The organism is Sphingomonas sp. BL-S-29 (genome assembly GCF_055521495.1).
The window spans coordinates 3,714,134-3,735,173 of the sequence record NZ_CM145482.1 but is presented as its reverse complement, the minus strand read 5'-3'; the positions used below and the strand labels follow the sequence as shown (position 1 = coordinate 3,735,173).

Genomic DNA, 21,040 nt, shown 5'->3' with positions numbered 1-21,040 from the left:
GTTCGATGAACAGCAAGTCGATCGGCGCCATCGCCGCGCTGCCCATGATGATGGGGGCGGGACAGGCCGTGGCGCAATCCGCGGCGTCGCCCTTTACCAGCGGGCACCGCTATGACCTGATGCAGCGCCTGACGGGGGATATTTCCGCGGATCCCGATGGTGCGGGGGGGCTGCATCATGCCGCGACGCGCAACAGCTATGACGCGTCAGGACGGCTGGTGGAGGTCGAGACGGGAGAACTCGCCGCATGGCAGGCGGAGACCGTCAGGCCGGCCGACTGGGCCGGCTTCACCGTCTTCAAGATCGTCAGGACCGCCTATGACGCGATGGACCGAAAGGTAACGGAAAGCGTCATCACCAAAGGCACGTCGGGCGAAGACATTATCCATATCCTGACTCAGTACAGCTACGATGCGATGGGGCGGCTCGAATGCACTGCGATCCGGATGAATCCAGCCGCTTTCGCGTCCTTGCCGGCAAGCGCCTGCTCCCTCGGCGCGCAGGGAAGCTTCGGGACCGACCGCATCACCAAATTGCTCTACGACGCGGCCGGGCATCTCGCCCAGACGAGGAAGGCGGTGGGGACGCCGCTGGAGCAGGTCTATGCGGGCTACAGCTATACGCCCAATGGCAAGCAGCAATATGTCACCGACGCCGACGGCAATGTGGCGCAATATGAATATGACGGCCAGGATCGCCAAAATCGCTGGCGTTTCCCCTCCGCGACGGCGGTCGGCGCCGTCAGCGCAACCGACTATGAGGAATATGGCTATGACGCGAACGGCAACCGGACCAGCGTGAGAAAGCGTGACGGGCGCATGCTGACCTATGGTTACGACGCGCTGAACCGGATGACCTCCAAACTGGTGAGCGGCGCCTGCGTGGCCGGCTATGCCTGCACGACGCCGCCGTCCTGGGCGGTGCGTAGCGTCTATTATGATTACGACATACGCGGGCTTCAGCTCAGCGCGCGGTTCGACAGTAGCGCGGCGGGCAGCGAAGGGGTCACCCAGTCCTATGACTCCGCGGGTCGGCTCACCTCGAGCAACACCAGCATGGCCGGCCTCAGCCGCACGCTCGGCTATCAATATGATGCCGACGGCAACCGTATCCGCCTGACCCATCCGGACGGCGTTTATGTCGACTATGGCTATGATGGTCTCGACCGGATGACGAGTGCGGCCTGGCATACGGCGAGTTCCGGCACGGTTCCGTTCCTGACCATCCCCTATGATGCGCAGGGGCGACGAGTGGCGACGCTGCGCGCCAGCAGCGGGACGAGCTATGGCTATGATCCAGTGTCGCGTCTGGCTTCGGAGATTCAGTCCTTCACCTCGGGCGCGTCGAACGGCGCGACGACGTTCAGCTATAATCCGGCGAGCCAGATCGTCAGCCAGAACCTATCGAACGACGCCTATGCGTTCGCCGGATATGTGGCCGGGACGACCGGCTATGCGGTGAACGGGCTGAACCAATATACCGTGGTCGGCGCGGGGTCGCTTGGATATGATTCAAACGGCAACCTGGCATCGACCGGCGGAAGCAGCTTCACCTATGACGTGGAAAACCGCCTGGTCTCGGCGGTGGGCACGCTCACGACGACCATGGTCTATGACCCCCTCGGCCGCCTGTTCCAGACCTCCGGCGGAGCGTCGGGCACCACCCGCTTTCTGTACGATGGCGATGCGCTGGTCGCCGAATATGACGGCGCGGGTGCGATGCTGGCACGTTATGTTCATGGCGCCGGCCAGGATGAGCCGATCCTGGCGGATACCGGCAGCGCGCTGGACTGTTCGCAGACGCGGTTCCTCCACAGCGATCACCAGGGCTCGATCGTGGCGCAGGCAGATTGCTGGGGCAATCCGACCGCGATCAATCGCTATGACGAATATGGCGTGCCTGGATCGGGCAATGTCGGCCGCTTTCAATATACCGGGCAGGCATGGCTGCCGGACCTTGGGATGTATCATTACAAGGCGCGGATCTACTCGGCAAAGCTGGGCCGATTTCTGCAGACCGACCCGATCGGATACAAGGATCAAATGGATCTGTATTCCTATGTCGGAAACGATCCGATCAATCGCAGCGATCCCAGAGGCCTTGCAGGCTGCGATGGCACGGTTTCGAAGAGCGATTGTGCGGTTCTCATGCAGGAACAGGCCAAGGCGCTCACAGATGTGCGGTCCGTCAGGAGCGCGATCGGTCGAATCGAGGGCGGCGGTAAGCTCTCCGCCGGCGATGCGGCCGTGAAAGCCGCTATTTCGAAAGTCTTCGGTTCGACGAGCAATTCGACGCTCAAGAAAGTCGATGCCATGCTTGGCAATTCGGAGCGCGTGTTGGCGGACAGCGGGGCGAAATATAATTACCATACGCCGTCGGCCCGTGAAGTCACCGCAGCGCGCGCGCCGGGCAACGCCGTGGCCTACACCAGCCTGGGCTCTCAAAAGATAAATATCCTACCGAGTTATTACACGGAGCCGGCGTGGCATCGCGAAGGCACACTGATCCATGAACCGACACATATATTCGGGGCCGTGGACAACGCCTACAGGATGACCGCGGACGCCGCGCTGACGCACAGCTGGTCCAGCTATCTGCCATGGCATTGGAATGACGGGTTGAATAACGCCGACAGCTATGCGGCGTTGGTGGTGGGGCATTAAAATGAGATCGCTATATTTATTGCTGATCTTCCTTCTCTGCGGATGTCGCGATGTCGGTCCGGGTTTTGACGTCAATGTCGTAAGAGGAGAGGGCGGCTTAGTCGGGCGTATAACGGCGTCCGAAAAAATCTGCATCGTTACCTACAAGATGTATTATAATAGATTCGGCGTTACCAGAAATTATGAGAACCGGACTGGGATAGATATAGCGGGTGAGTGCGAAATTGAGGTGTTGCCTGGAGAAACGAACGTTGAATTCAATATTCTAGACAAGGGATTTGCTGACAGGACTTCTTCGAAGAAGATTTGCGTTGACATTACCTATCATGGCTATGGCGACGATGAGAAAGCCGTTCTTCGGCGCAAGAGCGTATGTGAATGATGACGGAATGGCACGATAGCACCCTGTGCGTTCGGATGGCATTAGTTGAGGCGCGAAATCTTCATCTAGGCGAGTGCCGGTCGCCCGTAATCGGGCCCGCTTCTGCTAGATTGAGCGTGCGAGGGCGGCGGGCGCTATGAGTGGTCGGCGTTCATACCTGAATATGATTGAACGGCCAGAACGCTCCCACCCATGTAGCGCCTGGGGGTTGTCAGTCCGGAGTATCGCCACATGAAACCGCTCATTCTGTCCCCCGTCGCGCTGCTTGCCCTGGCCGGGGCACAGGTGCCCGCGCAGGGCAACGCCCAGCGGGTCGAGATCGACCTGTCCAACTTCAAGTTCACGCCCGATACGATCACCCTGCAGCATGGCCAGGCCTATGTGCTGCACGTCGTCAACCAGGCGAAGGGCGGGCATGATTTCGAGGCCAAGGCGTTCTTCGATGCCGCGCGCGTCGCACCGGAGGATCGGGCGGTGGTCGCCAAGGGCAAGATCGCGCTGGACGGCGGCCAGTCGGCCGATGTGCACCTGACCGCGCCGGCGGCCGGCCGCTATGAGGCGCATTGCACGCATTTCATGCATTCGACCTTCGGGATGACCGGGACGATCGTGGTGCAGTAAGGGACGTTCGCGCCACCCTTGAGGTCGCGGTGCCGCATCCACGCGCGTCGCCATGATCGGCCTGGAGCGAGAAGGTACCGGTGACAGATTCCATGTGTGGTGGATGGCGGCCCGGCCTTTGGCAGGATGCGGTTGCTAACACCAACCCTGGAGGCGACCGTGAAGCTTTTGGACTGCCCGATCGAACAGACCACTATCCGCACCGATCTTGGCGCGATTTTCGTTTCATTGGAACTGTCGACGGTAAAATGGGTAGTGAGTTCTATCCAGCCGGGCCGCCAGAAGATCTCGAAGCACGAGGTCAAGGCGGGGGCGACGGATGGTACCGGTGACAGTCCACTCAATTTGACCGTAGTTCCAGCGACAGTCCATTCAATTGACCGGTCAGCGATGTCGCGATGGTTTACCGCATGGGTCGCCGTGCTCGCGCGGTTTTCACGGGTCACGCCCACCATGTGACGCAGCGCGGCAGCGGTCGCGCGCAGACCTTCTTCGGCGATGAGGATTATGCGCTGTACCGCGACCTGCTGGGCCGGCACTGCGCGGCTGCAGGCGTGGAGATATGGTCATGTCACCGCAATTCCACCGCAATTCCACCGCAATTCCTGTCACCGTAATTCCAGCCTAAAGGACAGCGGCTGCAAAAACCGATTTGCACTGGTTTGTTAGAGAGTTATTCATAACCTTGGTCACGCGCTCAGGTGGCTGATCTCCGGAGAGATTCCATGGCAGCCATTAGCAGTTTTCTGGCAAATGATCGCGGCAGGGTCGATATCTCGACCATCGGCGGCGTCGGATATCCTTTCGGGGGACGCTATGTGGCGACGATCCTGCCCGAGAACGATCCTGGAATAGTCGCCATGGCGACGATCACCGGCACGCCGGGCAACGACGTCCTGGTGGGCACCAACCTCCAGGACGATATCGACGCGGGTGCCGGTGACGACCAGGTGGACGGCAAGGAGGGCTATGACCTCATTCATGGCGGGCTGGGGAATGACACGCTGTACGGCGGATCGGCGTTCGATCCGAGCCGCGGCAGCGGGGGCGACGACATCCTCTATGGTGACGAGGGCGACGATTTCGTCGCAGGCGGGCAAGGCACTGATACCTTATACGGCGGGGACGGCAATGACCGCCTGTTCGGCGATGACGAATTCGTCAACCTTTCAGGGGACGACACGCTCTACGGCGGCGCCGGCGACGATCTCCTGAACGGCGGCTGGGGCAGCAACACGCTCTATGGCGGCGACGGCAACGATATCCTGTACAGCTGGGGGTATGACTACAACCCGGATGTCTATGACAACTCTGCCAACATCAAGGACACGCTTTATGGCGGCGCCGGCGACGACACCTATTGGGTAATTGGCGCCAACGGTTTCCGGGATATCATGCGTGAGGACCCCAACGGTGGCTACGATACGGCCATGATCTTGAATAATGACGGGATGTTTCCTGGAGAGAACATCGAGCGATTCTATCTATTCATTTCTCCCGGATTCGCAGCAATCCAGCCCTTTAGCGGCGTGACCTTTAACGATAATAAGCTAAGCAACGTTGTCTATGGAACACCGGGCGACGACCGTTTTTATGTGGATCAGGGCGACACCACCGAGCTTGTATATGGCGGCGCTGGCAATGACTATTTCCGGGGCGATCCCGCGGCGGACTGGCTCTACGGCGGCGAAGGAAACGACCGGATTGAAGGCAATCGAAACGACGACCACCTCTTTGGCGAGGCTGGCAATGACAGTCTCGAAGGCGGCGAGGGCCGGGACGAGCTGGCCGGCGGCGCGGGCGACGATCTCATCTTCGATAAGGCCGGCGGCGGCGACCTGCTCTATGGCGAGGACGGCAACGACCTGATCCAGGTGAGCGGGACCAACACCGGTGCCTTCATCTATGGCGACGCGGGCGACGACCAGCTCTGGGGCGGCGGCGGCAACGATCAGGTGGTCGGCGGCACCGGGAACGATATTCTCTACGGCGGTGCCGGCAATGACGGCCTCATGGGCGGTGCCGGGAACGACCAGATGCGCGGCGAGGCGGGCGAGGATCATTTCTACTTCGGCGATCGGGCGACCGGCAACGACATCATCTACGATTTCTCCGCCGAGGTCGGACGTGGACCGGCACACGACCTGCTGGTGTTCGATCCATCGGTCTTCACCGATTACGATACGGTGATGGCCGCGAGTGCCCAGGTTGGAGGCGATGTTGTCATTACGATATCGCAAGGCAACACGATCACCCTGTGGGGCGGGATTCTCGAGGCGCTGACACCCGACGACTTTTATTTCGGATAGCCGTTGCGCAAGGTCGAGGAACAGAGACGCCAGATCCTTCTCGAACCAACCTTCGCCGGGATGGCTGATCCGCTGCAGCGGCTTTGAGCATCAGGTGCGTGAGCTTGGCGAAGACCTGCTCGATCGGATCGAGATCGGGGTTGTAGGGCGGCAGGAACAACAGCCTGGCGTCGGCGCTGCGGATCGCCTTACGGATGGCGGGCCGAAATAGGTGCAACTACCCGTCGATGCCGACATCTATGCCTTGCGCAACATGGTCGAGCGCTGCTTCGACAAGGTCAAGAACGCCGGGCGTCTCGCAACCCATCGATAGCTATTTCGGCTTCGTACATCTCGTCTCAATCCGCCTGTGGATGCGACAATTTGTCAACGCCTCCCAACGAGCCAGCCTAAAGGACAGTGGCGCCAAAAACCGATTTGCATCGGCCTGTTAGAGAGTTATTCATGGCCCCGGTCACGCGCTCAGGTGGCTGATCCGGAGAGATTCCATGGCAGCCATTAGCAGTTTTCTGGCAAATGATCGCGGCAGGGTCGATGTCTCGACCATCGGTGGCGTCGGATATCCTTTCGGGGGACGCTATGTGGCGACGATCCTGCCCGAGAACGATCCTGGAATAGTCGCCATGGCGACGATCACCGGCACGCCGGGCAACGACGTCCTGGTGGGCACCAACCTCCAGGACGATATCGACGCGGGTGCCGGTGACGACCAGGTGGACGGCAAGGAGGGCTATGACCTCATTCATGGCGGGCTGGGGAATGATACGCTGTACGGCGGATCGGCGTTCGATCCGAGCCGTGGCAGCGGCGGCGACGACATCGTCTATGGTGATGAGGGCGACGATTTCGTCGCAGGCGGGCAAGGCACTGACACCTTATACGGCGGGGACGGCAATGACCGCCTGTTCGGCGACGACGAATTCGTCAATCTTTCAGGGGACGACACGCTCTACGGCGGCGCCGGCGACGATCTCCTGAACGGCGGCTGGGGCAGCAACGCGCTCTATGGCGGCGACGGCAACGATATCCTGTACAGCTGGGGGTATAATTACACGGGTGTCTATAACAACAACTCTGGCACCATCAGGGACACGCTTTATGGCGGCGCCGGCGACGACACCTATTGGATAGTCGGGGCTCAAGGAAACGATGATAGCGTTCGGGAGGAAGTGGGGGGTGGCTATGACACTGTCATGTTGCTTGATAGCGAAAGTACGGGTGGCGTCGAGAACGTAGAACGTATTTATCTGTTTGTTACAGATGGGTTTCTCGCGCGCTCTAATAATAGAGGCGCCTCGTTCGTTGATAACGCGGAAAGTAATCTTGTTTATGGAACGCCGTATGCCGACTCCATTAATATGAGTCGTGGTGGCGCTACCGAGACGGTATTCGGTTATGCGGGCAACGACCACATCGCTGGCTCGTCGGTTGGCTCGGGGCTCGGGGGGGGCGTTGCCGACTGGTTCTACGGCGGCGACGGAAAAGATACGCTCGAGGGTTATGGCAATGACGACCACCTCTTTGGCGAGGCTGGCAATGACAGTCTCGAAGGCGGCGAGGGCCGGGACGAGCTGGCCGGCGGCGCGGGCGACGATCTCATCTTCGATAAGGCCGGCGGCGGCGACCTGCTCTATGGCGAGGACGGCAACGACCTGATCCAGGTGAGCGGGACCAACACCGGTGCCTTCATCTATGGCGATGCGGGCGACGACCAGCTCTGGGGCGGCGACGGCAACGATCAGGTGGTCGGCGGCACCGGGAACGATATTCTCTACGGCGGTGCCGGCAATGACGGCCTCATGGGCGGTGCCGGGAACGACCAGATGCGCGGCGAGGCGGGCGAGGATCATTTCTACTTCGGCGATCGGGCGACCGGCAACGACATCATCTACGATTTCTCCGCCGAGGTCGGACGTGGACCGGCACATGACCTGCTGGTGTTCGATCCATCGGTCTTCACCGATTACGATACGGTGATGGCCGCGAGTGCACAGGTTGGCGGCGATGTTGTCATTACGATATCGCAAGGCAACACGATCACCCTGTGGGGCGGGATTCTCGAGGCGCTGACACCCGACGACTTCTATTTCGGATAGCCGTTGCGCAAGGTCGAGGAACAGCGACGCCAGATCCTTCTCGAACCAACCTTCGCCGGGATGGCTGATCCGCTGCAGCGGCTTTGAGCATCAGGTGCGTGAGCTTGGCGAAGACCTGCTCGATCGGATCGAGATCGGGGTTGTAGGGCGGCAGGAACAACAGCCTGGCGTCGGCGCTGCGGATCGCCTTACGGATGGCGAGCCGTTTGTGACTGCTCAGTTTATCCATGATGGCGACGTCGCCGGCCGGCACGGTATCAGTGACATCCGTTGCGCCGCGGGGGCAGGGCGAGAATGCCCCCAACCAAGATATGGTTGAACGCACCGGCAGCGCGCTCCTATTGAGGCATCGGCAGGGGTGCCCGTTCGGAGTATCGCCACATGAAACCGCTCATTCTCTCCGCCGTCGCGCTGCTTGCCCTGGCCGGGGCGCAGGCGCCCGCACAGGGCAACGCGCAGCGGGTCGAGATCGACCTGTCCAACTTCAAGTTCACGCCCGACACGATCACCCTGCAGCACGGCCAGCCCTATGTGCTGCACGTCGTCAACCAGGTGAAGGGCGGGCATGATTTCGAGGCCAAGGCGTTCTTCGACGCGGCGCGCGTCGCGCCGGAGGATCGGGCGGCGATCGCCAAGGGCAAGATCGCGCTGGACGGCGGCCAGTCGGCCGATGTGCACCTGACCGCGCCTGTGGCCGGCCGCTACGAGGCGCATTGCACGCATTTCATGCATTCGACCTTCGGGATGACCGGGACGATCGTGGTTCAGTAGGGCCCGGTCCTACATCTTCACCCGTTCGTGCCGAGCCCGTCGACTAACCTTCTTCATGGCTGGCGACTTAGAAGAGCAGCCCCCTTCGACTGCCTGCCAAGGCAGGCGCTCAGGACAGGCTTCGACAAGCTCAGGGCGAACGGGGGATGTGTGGCGCCTCAGCTATATTTCGCCTTGAGCATCGCCCATGTCGCGCGCAGGCCGAGGGCGTCGCCGCCCTTGGGGCGGCCGGGCTTGGCGGCGGGGCGCCAGGCGAAGGTGTCGAGATGCGCCCAGGGGGTGCCCTCGGGCACGAAGCGTCGGAGGAACAACGCTGCCGTCACCGCGCCGGCATAGCCGCCATCGGGGGAGTTCACCATGTCGGCGATGTCGGATTTGAGCATCTCATCATAGCCGTCCCATAACGGCAGGCGCCACAGCGGGTCGTCCACCGCGCGCGAGGCGGCGAACAGCGCGTCCGCCAGCGGCTCGTCATTGACGAAGGTCGCCGGGAGATCGGGCCCGACCGCGACGCGCGCGGCGCCGGTCAAGGTCGCGAAATCGAGGATCAGCGCCGGCTTGTCCTCGCCGGCGCGGGTGAGCGCGTCGCCGAGGATCAGCCGGCCCTCGGCATCGGTATTGGTGTTCTCGACGGTCAGGCCCTTGCGCGTTCTGAGCACGTCGCCGGGGCGGAAGGCATTGCCGGCAATGGCATTCTCGACCGCGGGGATCAGCAGGTGAAGCCGGACCTCGAGCCGTCCCGCCATGACCAGCCCGGCCAGCGCCAGCGCGTGCGCCGCGCCGCCCATGTCCTTCTTCATCAGCCGCATGCCCGAGGAGGGCTTGATGTCGAGCCCGCCGGAATCGAAGCACACGCCCTTGCCGATGATCGCGATGCGCGGGTGTTTCGGGTCGCCCCATTCGAGTTCGATCAGCCGCGGCTCGCGCCCCTTGGCGGCGGCCTGGCCGACGGTGTGGACCATCGGATAACCCTTGGCCAGCGCCTCGCCCCTGGTGACGTGGAGCGTCGCGCCATGCGCCTCGGCGAGGGTCGCGACTTCGGCCTCGAGCTCGGCCGGGCCGAGATCGGACGCGCCGATATTGACCAGGTCGCGCACCTTGTTGGTGGCGGCGGCGATGCGGACGATCTCCTCGAACCGCGCCGGCTCTCCCGACAACAGGATACGCGGGCCCTCGCCCTCGGGCTTGCGGTAGCGGTCGAAGCGGTATTGGCCGAGCACCCAGCCGAGCATCGCGGCGCCGGCATCGCGCGAGGGGCGGTAGCTTCCCTCGGGCAGCGTCTCGGCCAGCCTGGCGAGATCCCAGGCGCCGAGCGCGGCGTGCTTCACCACCAGTATGACCGACCAGTCGTCGGCCTCGCCGGGCAGGATCGCGCTGGCGCCCGCTTTGGCGCCGCCCTTGCCGCTGAGCTTCTGCGCCGCGACCGCCGCGCGGATACGGGGCGGCTGAGCCTTGATCCACGCCTCGAAGCCGTCGGCCTCGACGATTTCGATCGCATGCGCGGGCTGGCCGCGATCGGGCTGGAGCAGTTTCGTGGGCATCAGCGTTGCACCGGGGTAATGAGGAATTGTTCGATCTTGCCGCTCTGGTCGGCATAGCTGCTGATGGTCAGCGCGCGACTGGCATAGGTGACGCGGTAGGAACGGCCGACGAAACCGCCGCGCAGCCGGGCGCGGCCGGTCTGGACGAAGGTGACCGGATCGCCGAGCGGGACCAGGCTGGCGCGGTAATCGTCGAGCGTTACGCTCGTGAAATAATAATTGGCATTGTCGGTCAGCAGCGCGCGGTCGAGCGCGCCGGTGCGGAGCTGATCGAACACGCGCCGCGCGGTGCCGAGCGCGGCGGCGTCCGCGGTGTCGGCGGCGGCCGGGGGCAGGGGCGGGAGCAGGGTCCGGGCGAGCGCCTGGCTGATCGAGATGAAGGCGTCGCTCGACCAGGTGTTGGTCAGCACGACGATCGCCGCCTTCTCGTCCGGATAGACGATATTCTCGGACAGGAAGCCGACCGCCTCGCCGCTATGCTCGATGAAGCGCCGGCCATTGGCATTGCCGATCGAGACGCCCAGGCCATAGCCGGTCGAGCTGCCGTCAGTCAGCTTGACTGGGGTTTCCTGCAGCATCCAGTCGTCGGGGGCGAGGATCTTGCGGTCGAGCCGGGCGACGTCCCATTTCGCGAGGTCGCGCGCGCTCATCGCCAGCTCGCCCGCGGCGAACAGCCAGCCATGCGCTGCGGGGGTAGCGACGCGCACCGGGCCCATCGCGGCGCGGCCATAGCCCTGGGGGAAGCCCTTGCCGATCGCGAGATCCTGATCGTAGGCGGTGATGCCGAGCGGCTTGAAGATGCGCAGCTCGAGGAAGTCGAGCAGCGGCATGCCGGCGACCTTCTCGACGATCATGCCGGCGACGACATAGCCGGTGTTGGAATATTGCCACTGCGTGCCCGGCGCGAAATCGAGCGGCTTCTTCGCCCAGCGATCGACGATGCCCTGGGGCGTGACCGGGGTAGCCATGGCCTTGAAGCTGTAATCCTGCGGCCAGTAATCCTGCAGGCCCGAGGTGTGACTGAGCAGCTGGCGGATGCTGATCCGGTCGCCGTCAGTGATGTCCGGGACATATCTGGCGACGCTGTCGTCGAGGCTGAGCTTGCCGTCCTTCTGGAGCAGCAGCAGCGCCGCGGCGGTGAACTGCTTCGAGACCGACGCGATCTGGTACGGCGCCTCGTCGCGCGGAACGGGCTGGTTCTCGGCCTGCTTGCCATAGGCCTTGGCGAAGACGATCTCGCCGCCGCGCACCACCGCGATCGAGGCCGAGGGAACGTCGGTCGCCTTCAGCGAGTCCGTGACGATCCGGTCGACCTGGGCGCGCTCCTCGGCAGTGAGGGCCTGGGCGAAAGCGGGGGTCGCGGCGAACAGCGCGACCAGAGTCAGCGTCGAGCGGAGCAGCATCGTCAATCGGTCACCTTGCCAGTGGCGGGGGAGCCCGTCTTTTCACCTTAGCGCCGCAAAGGGAAGGGGGCGGCGATGACGATTTTGTCATGGAAACAACCAGTGCCTTCGCTGGTTTGGATGGAGCGGGGCAACAGGGAAATCGTCATGCCGGTCCGTCACAGCTGGATCGCCGCCATCATCGGCATCGTCGTCGCGCTGATCGGGGCAGTGCTGAGCATCGGCGGGGTCTGGCTCGCCGTGCTGGGCGGGTCGCTTTATTATCTCGTGACGGGCGTGGCGATGGTCGCCGCCGGGGTGCTGCTGGTCCGCCAGCGGCTGCTGGGCGGCTGGATCTATGTCGCGGTGGTTGCGCTCACCCTGTTATGGGCGTTTGCCGAAGTCGGGACCAATGTCTGGGCGCTGGTGCCGCGCGTGATCGCGCCGATCGTGCTGCTGGTGGCGGTGCTGGCGGTGATGCCGACCCTGTCGACCGCGCCGAAGCGCTGGCGCATCGCGCAGGGCGCGATCGCGGTGCTGCTGGTCGCGACGGTGGTGCTGTTCGGCATGCTCGGCACGCGCGACGATGTGGCGGTGGCCGCGCTGCCCGCGCCGCAATCGCCCGGGTTCGCCGACCCCTCGGGCCAGGCGACCGGGCCCGACTGGCCGGCCTATGGCGGCACCTATAGCGCGCGGCGCTTCTCGCCGCTGGCGCAGATCAACAACGGCAATGTCGGCGGGCTGAAGCGTGCCTGGCTGGTCCACACCGGCGACATGCCGTCGAGCAAGGCGATCGCCGGGACCTATGGCGCGGAGACCACGCCGCTCAAGATCGGCGACAGCCTGTATCTCTGCACCCCGAAGAACCTCGCCATCGCGCTCGATGCGGCGACCGGCAAGGAGCGCTGGCGCTTCGACCCCAAGGTGGCGGACGACGCGATCCCCTATACCGCGGCCTGCCGCGGGGTGAGCTATTATGCGGTGCCGGGCGCCGCCGCCGGATCGGCCTGCGCGGCGCGGATCGTCGAGGGAACGCTCGACGGCCGGATTTTCGAGCTGGACGCGGCGACGGGCAAGCCCTGTGCCGATTTCGGCACGGGCGGGCAGGTCGACATCAAGGCCGGCATGGGCGCGGTGCCGCCGGGCTATGTCTCGATCAATTCAGCGCCGACCATCGTGCGCGGGGTGATCGTGACCGGGCACCAGGTGCTCGACGGACAGGATCGCTGGGAGCCGTCGGGCGTGATCCAGGCCTATGACGCGGTGACCGGCAAGCTGCGCTGGGCGTGGGACATGATGCGCCCCGACATCACCGGCATGCCGCCGGCGGGCCAGACCTATACGCGCGGCACGCCGAACATGTGGACCACGGCGTCGGGCGACGAGCAGCTGGGCCTGGTCTATCTGCCGATGGGCAATTCGACGGCGGATTATTATTCGAGCCTGCGCCGCCCGGCGGAGAATTTCTTCGCCACCTCGCTGGTCGCGATCGACGTGACGACGGGCAAACCGCGCTGGCGCTTCCAGGCGGTGAACAAGGATGTGTGGGATTACGACTTCGGCAGCCAGGCGACGCTGATCGATTACAAGGGCACGCCGGCGCTGGTGCTGCCGTCGAAGCAGGGCGATCTCTATGTGCTCGACCGTCGCACCGGGCGGCCGCTGACGCCGGTGGGCACGATCAGGGCGCCGGGCGGCGGGGTCGAACCCGAGCAGCGCGCGCCGACCCAGATCGTCTCGCTGTGGCAGACGCTGCGCAAGCCGGCGCTGACCGAGCGCGACATGTGGGGCATGTCGCCGATCGACCAGATGATCTGCCGCATCCAGTTCCACCGGGCGAGCTACAAGGGCTTCTTCACGCCGCCCGAGGCTGATCGGCCCTCGATCGAATATCCCGGCTATAATGGCGGCAGCGACTGGGGCGGTATCGCGGTCGATCCGCAGCGCGGGGTGATCGTCGCCAATTACAACGACATGCCTAATTATGTCCGGCTGGTGCCGCGCGCCGAGGCGAACAAGCGCGGCTGGACGCCGCGCGACCAGGCACGCGGCAAGATCGGCGGCATCGAGGGCGCGGGCGACCCGCAGGCGAACACGCCCTATGCGATCAACGTCAATGCCGGCTGGCGGATGCCCTTCACCGGCCTCCTCTGCAAGCAGCCGCCTTATGGCGGGATCAGGGCGATCGAGATCGCCACGGGCAAGACCCTGTGGGACCGGCCGCTCGGCACCGCGCGGACCAACGGGCCGTTCGGCATCCCCTCGATGCTGCCCTTCCATATCGGCACGCCGAACAATGGCGGTGCGGTGGTGACGGCGGGCGGCCTGGTGTTCGTCGCGGCGGCGACCGACAATCTGATCCGCGCGATCGACCTGCGCACGGGCAAGACGCTCTGGTCCGACGTGCTGCCGGCGGGCGGGCAGGCAACGCCGATGGTCTATGAACAGGGCGGGCGCGAATATCTGGTGATCGTGACCGGCGGGCATCATTTCATGGAGACGCCGATCGGCGACCAGGTGATCGCCTATGCCCTGCCGCAGCGGAGTTAGGGCCGATAGGGCCGCCACAGCCCTTGACAGGCGCCGACGCCGCCCGTCGAATGATGCCACGCAAAAACCGGGAGAGACGGCATGTGTGACAGCGACATCCATCAAGGGCTGGTAGAGACGTCCGCATTGTCCCGCCGGGCGTTCGTGATCGCTGGCGTGGCGGTGGCCGGGCTGGCGACGACGGCGCTCGCGGACAATGTCGTCGAGACCGACGTGACGGTGAAGACCGCCGACGGCGAAGCCGACGCCGCGCTCTTCTACCCCAAGGGCAAGGGGCCCTGGCCGGCGGTGGTGGTCTGGCCCGACATTCTCGGCCTGCGCCCGGTGTTCCGCGAACTGGGCCGGCGCCTGTCGAACGAAGGCTATGTCGTGCTCGTGCCCAACCCCTTTTACCGCAGCAAGCGCGCGCCCGTGGTCGACGGGGCGTTCGATTTCAGCAAGCCGGACGACCGCGCCAAGGTCATGGGCTTCCGCCAGGCGATGACCGACGCCGGCGTCGACACGGATGCCGCCGCCTATCTCGCCTTTCTCGACCAGCAACCGCAGACCAATAAAAAGAAGAAGGTCGGCGTGCAGGGCTATTGCATGGGCGGGCCATTGTCGTTCCGCACGGCGGCTGCGGTACCGGGGCGGATCGGCGCGGTCGGCAGCTTTCATGGCGGCGGGCTCGTCACCGCCGAGCCGTCCAGCCCGCATCTGCTGATTCCGAAGACCAAGGCGGCCTATCTGGTCGCGGTCGCCCAGAATGACGATGCGCGCCAGCCCGAGGCGAAGGACGTGCTGAAAAAAGCGTTCGAGGCCGCCGGGCGCCCCGCGACGGTCGAGGTCTATCCCGCCGACCATGGCTGGTGCGTGCCGGGCAGCCAGACCTATAATGAGGCGGCCGCGGAAAAGGCGTGGGGCGAGTTGCTCAAGCTGTACAAGGCAAACCTGGCCTGACGGATCGGCGCGCGCTTGGCGACCTGCCTCGCGCGCGCTAGCCTCCCCCAAAGGGGGAGAGCGATGCAGGAGACAGGACTGCGCCCATTGGCGATCGCCCTGGCGGCGACTGCCCTTGCCGGGATCGGCATCGTCTTGCTGCTTTTGGCGCTCGGCCCCGACTGGAGCGTCTATGCTCCGGCGAGTTGCACCGCGACGCGATGTTTCTGCGAGATGCCGCGCATCGGCGCGCTGATCCTCCAGCGGGCCAATAGCTGGTCGTCGCTGGGCTTCGTGTTTGCCGGGTGCCTGATGATCGTGCTGGCCCGCGCGCCGGCCTGGCATTCGGCGATGACGCCGGTTTCCGCGGTCGCCTTCGGGATCACCGCGATCATCGTCGGGCTTGGCTCCGTGCTGCTCCATGCGACGCTGACCTTGTGGGGGCAGTTCCTCGATGTGCTCGGCATGTATCTGGTGGGGTCGTTCCTGCTGGTGAGCGCGCTGGCTCGCTGGCGGCGTATGGCGGACGGGCAGGCGATCGCGCTCTACCTGCTGTTGTGCCTCGTTCTTGTCGGGGTGTTGATCGTCGCGCCCGAGGTCCGGCGCTGGCTGTTCGCGGTGGTGCTGATCGCGGCGATCGTCCTCGAACTCGGCCTTGCGCGTCCCCGTCGGCAGGGGGTGCGGCTGCGTTTCTATCTGGCCGGCATCCTGGTCAACGCGATCGCCTTCGCGATCTGGAACCTCGACCAGCACGGGCTGGCCTGTGCGCCGTCCAGCTTGATCCAGGGGCACGCGATCTGGCACCTGCTCGGCGCCGTCGCGACCTGGCTGACCTTCGCTTATTATCGCAGCGAGCGGGCCGAAGCCTAGGAGCTGCGCTTGACGTGGCGGATCGTCTGCTTGCCTGCCTGGAGCGTCTGGGGATGGCATGTCGCGCCGTCCGCGCCTGACGTCGCGCAATAGCTGGTGCCGGGGCCGATTCCGCTGACGGCCCCGGTCTCGTTCACCGCGACGGTCGCGGTGGAGGGGCTGGCATTGCCGTCGAAGCGGAAGACGCACTTGCCGCTCGACGATATGCGGCAGGTGAAAAGAGCGACGCTCTGATTCGCATCGACATCGGCCGAATAGGCCAGCTCGTCGAAATGCGCCGGGCCGCAGGCGGCGAGGGTCGCCGCGAGCACCGACATCAGGACCGCTGTCTTGACCATTGTCACCCCTTCGTCATCGTCGCGAAAGTGTATTGTTTAAGCAATACACTGTCAATATGCGGCAGCGACGGAAACACTGGTTACGGTGAAAGACCATATCATGTCGTGAGCAAGTAAGCGCCATGTTGAATGCCAGTTGCATCCCGAAAATCCTCAGATCGGTGCCAACATGACTTGAATACGCCCGAAATGAGAGGATGCTCCCCGCGAGACACCGGCCAGTCGGACCGATGTCCGCCATTTGAGACGCAGGAGAGGTTGTCCATGGGATATGCATTCTTGGCGATGATGGGGTGGTGCGGGACTAAATGGCCCGGCTGGTGGCGCGGTCCACGGCCGCCGCAGCCGGATCCCTGGTGGTGGATCGTCGGTCTTGCCGGGGCCATCGGCGGCGTACTCGCGGGCACCGTCTTCGCACCGGTGATCGGCGAGGCGGGGATCTTCGCCAGCGCCCTGACCGGCTTTGCCGGCGGTGTGCTGGTCGGCAGCATCGTCGATGGTATCGGCGGCGTAACCAACAGGGGTTGACCGCGATCGGAGGGGGAGGTGGCGACCGTCAGGGCGCCGCCTCCCTTTTTGGTTACGCGACAGGCACGCCGAACAGGTCGTGCTCGTCGGCATCCTCGATCTCGACCTGGGCGATATCGCCCTGGCGGAGATGGCCGGCGTCGCGGAGATGGACTTCGCCGTCGATCTCCGGCGCATCCGCCTTGGACCGGCCAGTCGCGCCGTCGCCATCGACCGCGTCAATGATCACGTCGAGCGTGCGGCCGATCTTGGCTTCCAGCTTTTCCGCCGAGATGCGCGCGGTCAGCTCCATCAGCCGGGCGTAGCGCTCTTCCTTGATCTCTTCGGGCACCGGGTTGGGCAGGTCGTTCGCCGCGGCGCCCTCGACGGGTTCGAAGCGGAAGGCGCCGACCCGGTCGAGCCGGGCTTCTTCCAGCCAGTCCATCAGATAGCGGAAATCATCCTCGGTCTCGCCAGGGAAGCCGACGACGAAGGTCGAGCGGATCGCGATATCGGGTTCGATCGTGCGCCAGTTCCTGATGCGCTCCAGCACCTTCGCCTCGTTGGCCGGGCGGCGCATCGCCTTCAGCACCGCGCGCGAGGCATGCTGGAACGGGATGTCGAGATAGGGCAGCACCAGCCCCTCGGCCATCAGCGGGACGACCTGGTCGACATGCGGGTAAGGGTAGACATAGTGCAGCCGCACCCAGGCGCCGAGCTTGCCGAGCTCGCGCGACAGGTCGGTCATGTGCGCGCGGACTTCCTGGCCGTGCCACATGCGTGGGTGGTGTTTGATGTCGACGCCATAGGCCGAGGTGTCCTGGCTGATGACCAGAAGTTCCTTCGTGCCGGCCTCGATCAGCTTCTCGGCTTCGCGCAGGATCGCGTCGGGGCGGCGGCTGACCAGGTCGCCGCGCAGCGACGGGATGATGCAGAAGGAGCAGCGATGGTTGCAGCCCTCCGAGATCTTCAGATAGCTGTAATGGCGCGGGGTGAGCTTCAGGCCGCTTTCGGGCACCAGGTTGAGGAAGGCGCTGGGCGGCATCGGCGCTGCCTCATGCACGGCGCCGACCACTTCTTCATATTGATGCGCGCCGGTCACGGCGAGGACATTGGGGAAGCGGGCGCGGATCGTCTCGGCTTCCTTGCCCATGCAGCCGGTGACGATGACCCGCCCGTTCTCGGCGATGGCTTCGCCGATCGCTTCGAGGCTCTCTTCCTTGGCGGAATCGAGGAAGCCGCAGGTGTTGACGAGCACGACGTCTGCGCCGGCATAGTCGGGCGACATCGCATAACCGTCCGAGCGGAGCTTGGTCAGGATGCGTTCGCTGTCGACCAGGTTCTTCGGACAGCCGAGCGAAACCATGCCGATTTTCGGCGGGGTGGGGAGAATCGTTGCCATGGGGAACGCGCCACATAGGCGCATCGCGCGGGATTTTCCAGTCATCGCCTTCATGGGCCGGAGAGTCGGCTTCCTGTCGGGCCAGAACGAGCATATCGTGCCGCGGACGAAACGAGGGGAGAAGCACGATGGGAACGGAAGTGCACTGGCTGGCGATCCTGGTCGCCGCGGTTTCGGGGTTTCTTGTCGGCGGGCTGTGGTACGGCCCGGTCTTCGGCAAGGCGTGGCAGGCAGCGCGCGGCCTGAGCGACGACGCGATGAAGAACGCCAACATGCCGATGATCTTCGGCCTGACTTTTCTGCTCAACCTGTTCTCGGCCTTCATCCTCGATCACACGCTGACCACTTATGGCGCGCCGGGCCTGAGCCTGTCGGTGATGATCTCGGGCGGCATCGCGCTGGGCTTCATCGTGCCGTCGATCGGGGTGAATTATCTGTTCTCGCGCCAGTCGCTGCGGCTGTTCCTGATCGATGCGGGGTATTGGCTGGTGATTTATGCGGTGATGGGCGTGGTTTTCGCGCTGCTATAAGGGGCATTTGAGGATGTCGCTCTTGCCACCATAGCCCTCCCCGGCGAAGGCCGGGGTCCAGTTGGGGGACGCTGGAATGGAAGAGCAATTCTACGTTTACATCATGACGAACCGGCGAAACGGCGCGATCTACATTGGCTCGACCAACCATCTGATCCGGCGTGCGTGGGAGCATCGTAACGGCGTTATTGCGGGCTTCACGAAGAAATACGATTGCCGGTTGCTGGTCTGGTACGAGATGCACGGCGATCTTGAGTCTGCGAGGGTGCGAGAGGTTCGGATGAAGGAATGGAAGCGGGCGTGGAAGGTGCGTGAGATCGAGGGGCTCAATCCCGATTGGGAAGACCTTTACGACCGGATCGCGCAACCATGACCGACATCCCGACTGGACCCCGGCCTTCGCCGGGGAAGGAAGAAGGGCAGGGGGAATCGTTTTCGCTCGTCCCGCACCCCGATTGTCCGAGCAATGCGGTACGATCGATCGCGGTCACGGCGCGGCGGGATGGGAACCGGCTGAGCCTGACCTATCGCGTTACCGGCGCGATCGGCGATGTGCTGTGGCCCGAGCCGGCGGAGCCCGGCTTCAGGGACGAGCTGTGGCGGCATAGCTGCTTCGAGGCCTTTGTCGGGGACGAAGGGACGTCGCGCTATGTGGAGCTCAATATCGCGCCGTCGGCGCAATGGGCGGCCTATGATTTCGACGATCATCGTACCGGGATGCGCCGCGCGGCCGGTGCGGCGGTGAGTGACGTGATGTGGCAGCCGGAGGCGGAGGTCGCGGAATTGCGGGCGGCCGCCGACTTGCCAGGGCTGGCGGGTGTCGACTGGGATGTCGCGCTGACCACGGTGATCGAGGAACGCGACGGGACCAAGTCCTTCTGGGCGTTGGCGCATCCGGCGGGGCCGGAGGATTTCCACGATCGGGATTGCTTTACGGCACGGCTCGCGGCACCCACCGCCCCATGAAATTCGGTATCGATCGCCTGCTCGCCGACCCCGCCCTGCGTGCGCCGCTGGAGGGGAAGCGTATCGCCTTGCTTGCTCATCCGGCCTCGGTGACGGCGGATCTCACGCATTCGCTCGACGCCCTGGTGGCGAGCGGGCTGAACGTTACCGCAGTGTTCGGGCCGCAGCACGGGGTGCGCGGCGACCTGCAGGACAACATGATGGAGTCGCCCGACTTCACCGATCCGACTTATGGTATGCCGGTGTTCAGCCTGTACGGCGAAGTGCGCCGGCCGACCGGCCAGTCGATGGGCACCTTCGACGTGATGCTGTTCGACCTGCAGGACCTGGGTTGCCGCATCTACACCTTCATCACGACCTTGCTCTATGTGCTCGAGGCGGCGGCCGAGCATGGCAAAACCGTCGTAGTGCTCGATAGGCCCAACCCGGCCGGGCGTCCGGTAGAGGGGCTGACGCTGTTGCCGGGCTGGGAGAGTTTCGTCGGCGCCGGGCCGATGCCGATGCGGCACGGGATGACGCTCGGCGAACTCGGCCACTGGTTCGTCGCGCTGAAGGGACTCAATGTCGATTACCGCGTGATCGAGATGGAAGTCTGGACGCCCGAGGCCGCGCCGGGCTTCGGCTGGCCGGACGAGCGGATCTGGATCAACCCGAGTCCGAACGCGCCCAATGTCAACATGGCGCGGGCCTATGCCGGTACCGTTATGCTGGAGGGCACCAATTTGTCGGAAGGGCGCGGCACCACGCGGCCCCTGGAACTGTTCGGCGCGCCTGATGTGGATGCGCGCGCGGTGATCGCCGAGATGCGGCGGCTCGCACCCGACTGGCTGAAGGGCTGCGCGCTGCGCGACATCTGGTTCCAGCCGACCTTTCACAAGCATGTCGGGAAGCTCTGCAATGGCGTGCATATCCATGCCGAGGGGCCGTTCTACGACCATCATGCCTTCCAGCCGTGGCGGGTGCAGGCGCTCGGGTTCAAGGCGATCCGGCTGCTATACCCCGACTATGACCTGTGGCGCGATTTTCCGTACGAATATGAATTCGGCAAGCTGGCGATCGACGTGATCAATGGCGGGCCCGGCCTGCGCGAATGGGTCGACGACGCGGCGGCGGTCGCGGGCGACCTGGATGCTGTAGCGCGCCCGGACGAGAGCGCCTGGGTGGAAGAGCGGAAGCCCTATCTGCTGTATTGAT

General features: G+C 64.3%; 17 protein-coding genes and 4 pseudogenes. 15 read left to right on the top strand and 6 right to left on the bottom strand.

The features are described 5' to 3' along the window. The first annotated feature begins 5 nt into the window (after positions 1–5). From ACZ1I2_RS17625 to ACZ1I2_RS17610, 4 genes and pseudogenes are all read left to right on the top strand, one after another. Positions 6–2,663 (top strand): RHS repeat protein, encoded by a 2,658-nt coding sequence (locus tag ACZ1I2_RS17625; protein ID WP_465172864.1) that lies wholly within the window; start codon positions 6–8, stop codon positions 2,661–2,663. Positions 2,664–3,276: 613 nt separating this feature from the next. After that, a complete protein-coding gene (locus tag ACZ1I2_RS17620) occupies positions 3,277–3,666 on the top strand; it encodes a cupredoxin domain-containing protein (RefSeq protein WP_465176369.1) in 390 nt (129 codons plus the stop codon). A 168-nt stretch (positions 3,667–3,834) separates the two neighbouring features. Continuing rightward, positions 3,835–3,978, top strand: a pseudogene (locus ACZ1I2_RS17615) (IS110 family transposase); the annotation flags it as partial. Between the two features lie 413 nt (positions 3,979–4,391). After that, a complete protein-coding gene (locus tag ACZ1I2_RS17610; protein WP_465176370.1) occupies positions 4,392–5,975 on the top strand; it encodes a calcium-binding protein in 1,584 nt (527 codons plus the stop codon). Between the two features lie 72 nt (positions 5,976–6,047). Here ACZ1I2_RS17610 and ACZ1I2_RS17605 read toward each other — a convergent pair. After that, positions 6,048–6,174 (bottom strand): annotated as a pseudogene (locus tag ACZ1I2_RS17605) (transposase); the annotation flags it as partial. A gap of 12 nt (positions 6,175–6,186) precedes the next feature. On the opposite strand from ACZ1I2_RS17605, the pseudogene ACZ1I2_RS17600 reads away from it, so the two are divergent. Together ACZ1I2_RS17600 and ACZ1I2_RS17595 are read left to right on the top strand one after the other, a co-directional pair. Beyond that, a pseudogene (locus ACZ1I2_RS17600) lies at positions 6,187–6,334 on the top strand (IS5/IS1182 family transposase); the annotation flags it as partial. A 129-nt stretch (positions 6,335–6,463) separates the two neighbouring features. Continuing rightward, entirely contained in the window at positions 6,464–8,071 is a 1,608-nt protein-coding gene (locus ACZ1I2_RS17595) for a calcium-binding protein (protein WP_465176371.1), read from the top strand. A 76-nt stretch (positions 8,072–8,147) separates the two neighbouring features. Here ACZ1I2_RS17595 and ACZ1I2_RS17590 read toward each other — a convergent pair. Beyond that, positions 8,148–8,315 (bottom strand): annotated as a pseudogene (locus ACZ1I2_RS17590) (transposase); the annotation flags it as partial. A gap of 137 nt (positions 8,316–8,452) precedes the next feature. On the opposite strand from ACZ1I2_RS17590, the gene ACZ1I2_RS17585 reads away from it, so the two are divergent. Beyond that, a complete protein-coding gene (locus ACZ1I2_RS17585) occupies positions 8,453–8,842 on the top strand; it encodes a cupredoxin domain-containing protein (protein WP_465176372.1) in 390 nt (129 codons plus the stop codon). A 158-nt stretch (positions 8,843–9,000) separates the two neighbouring features. Here ACZ1I2_RS17585 and ACZ1I2_RS17580 read toward each other — a convergent pair whose 3' ends face one another. Then, positions 9,001–10,383 (bottom strand): leucyl aminopeptidase family protein, encoded by a 1,383-nt coding sequence (locus ACZ1I2_RS17580; protein ID WP_465176373.1) that lies wholly within the window; start codon positions 10,381–10,383, stop codon positions 9,001–9,003. Continuing rightward, a complete protein-coding gene (locus ACZ1I2_RS17575; RefSeq protein WP_465177118.1) occupies positions 10,383–11,786 on the bottom strand; it encodes a serine hydrolase domain-containing protein in 1,404 nt (467 codons plus the stop codon). Before ACZ1I2_RS17575 ends, ACZ1I2_RS17580 begins: the two co-directional genes overlap by 1 nt. Before the next feature lie 147 nt (positions 11,787–11,933). Here ACZ1I2_RS17575 and ACZ1I2_RS17570 point away from each other — a divergent pair, with 147 nt between their 5' ends. The 3 genes from ACZ1I2_RS17570 (at position 11,934) to ACZ1I2_RS17560 (ending at position 16,103) form a co-directional block, all read left to right on the top strand. Further along, the gene (locus tag ACZ1I2_RS17570; RefSeq protein WP_465177119.1) at positions 11,934–14,315 is read left to right on the top strand and encodes a membrane-bound PQQ-dependent dehydrogenase, glucose/quinate/shikimate family; all 2,382 of its coding nucleotides are present in this window, start codon (positions 11,934–11,936) and stop codon (positions 14,313–14,315) included. Positions 14,316–14,396: 81 nt separating this feature from the next. Further along, positions 14,397–15,254 (top strand): dienelactone hydrolase family protein, encoded by an 858-nt coding sequence (locus tag ACZ1I2_RS17565; protein ID WP_465172870.1) that lies wholly within the window; start codon positions 14,397–14,399, stop codon positions 15,252–15,254. Positions 15,255–15,317: 63 nt separating this feature from the next. Beyond that, positions 15,318–16,103, top strand: a complete 786-nt coding sequence (locus ACZ1I2_RS17560) for a ceramidase domain-containing protein (protein ID WP_465172871.1) — start codon at positions 15,318–15,320, stop codon at positions 16,101–16,103. Here ACZ1I2_RS17560 and ACZ1I2_RS17555 read toward each other — a convergent pair. Continuing rightward, positions 16,100–16,441: a hypothetical protein gene (locus ACZ1I2_RS17555; protein WP_465172872.1), complete on the bottom strand. Its 342-nt coding sequence runs from the start codon at positions 16,439–16,441 to the stop codon at positions 16,100–16,102. The two genes, ACZ1I2_RS17560 and ACZ1I2_RS17555, sit on opposite strands and share 4 nt — an antisense overlap. A gap of 264 nt (positions 16,442–16,705) precedes the next feature. On the opposite strand from ACZ1I2_RS17555, the gene ACZ1I2_RS17550 reads away from it, so the two are divergent. After that, the gene (locus ACZ1I2_RS17550) at positions 16,706–16,969 is read left to right on the top strand and encodes a hypothetical protein (RefSeq protein ID WP_465172873.1); all 264 of its coding nucleotides are present in this window, start codon (positions 16,706–16,708) and stop codon (positions 16,967–16,969) included. A 52-nt stretch (positions 16,970–17,021) separates the two neighbouring features. On the opposite strand, the gene rimO is transcribed toward ACZ1I2_RS17550, so the two are convergent. Next, positions 17,022–18,350 carry a 30S ribosomal protein S12 methylthiotransferase RimO gene (gene rimO / locus ACZ1I2_RS17545; RefSeq protein WP_465176374.1) on the bottom strand — a complete coding sequence of 443 codons (1,329 nt, stop codon included), beginning with the start codon at positions 18,348–18,350 and terminating at the stop codon, positions 17,022–17,024. Positions 18,351–18,478: 128 nt separating this feature from the next. On the opposite strand from rimO, the gene ACZ1I2_RS17540 reads away from it, so the two are divergent. The 4 genes from ACZ1I2_RS17540 (at position 18,479) to ACZ1I2_RS17525 (ending at position 21,039) form a co-directional block, all read left to right on the top strand. Then, positions 18,479–18,880 (top strand): DUF1761 domain-containing protein, encoded by a 402-nt coding sequence (locus tag ACZ1I2_RS17540; protein ID WP_465176375.1) that lies wholly within the window; start codon positions 18,479–18,481, stop codon positions 18,878–18,880. 76 nt (positions 18,881–18,956) lie between these two features. Then, positions 18,957–19,253: a GIY-YIG nuclease family protein gene (locus ACZ1I2_RS17535; protein WP_465172876.1), complete on the top strand. Its 297-nt coding sequence runs from the start codon at positions 18,957–18,959 to the stop codon at positions 19,251–19,253. Next, positions 19,250–19,846: a DOMON-like domain-containing protein gene (locus ACZ1I2_RS17530; protein ID WP_465172877.1), complete on the top strand. Its 597-nt coding sequence runs from the start codon at positions 19,250–19,252 to the stop codon at positions 19,844–19,846. Before ACZ1I2_RS17535 ends, ACZ1I2_RS17530 begins: the two co-directional genes overlap by 4 nt. Beyond that, positions 19,843–21,039 (top strand): exo-beta-N-acetylmuramidase NamZ family protein, encoded by a 1,197-nt coding sequence (locus tag ACZ1I2_RS17525; RefSeq protein WP_465176376.1) that lies wholly within the window; start codon positions 19,843–19,845, stop codon positions 21,037–21,039. Before ACZ1I2_RS17530 ends, ACZ1I2_RS17525 begins: the two co-directional genes overlap by 4 nt. The last annotated feature ends 1 nt before the right edge of the window (position 21,040 follow it).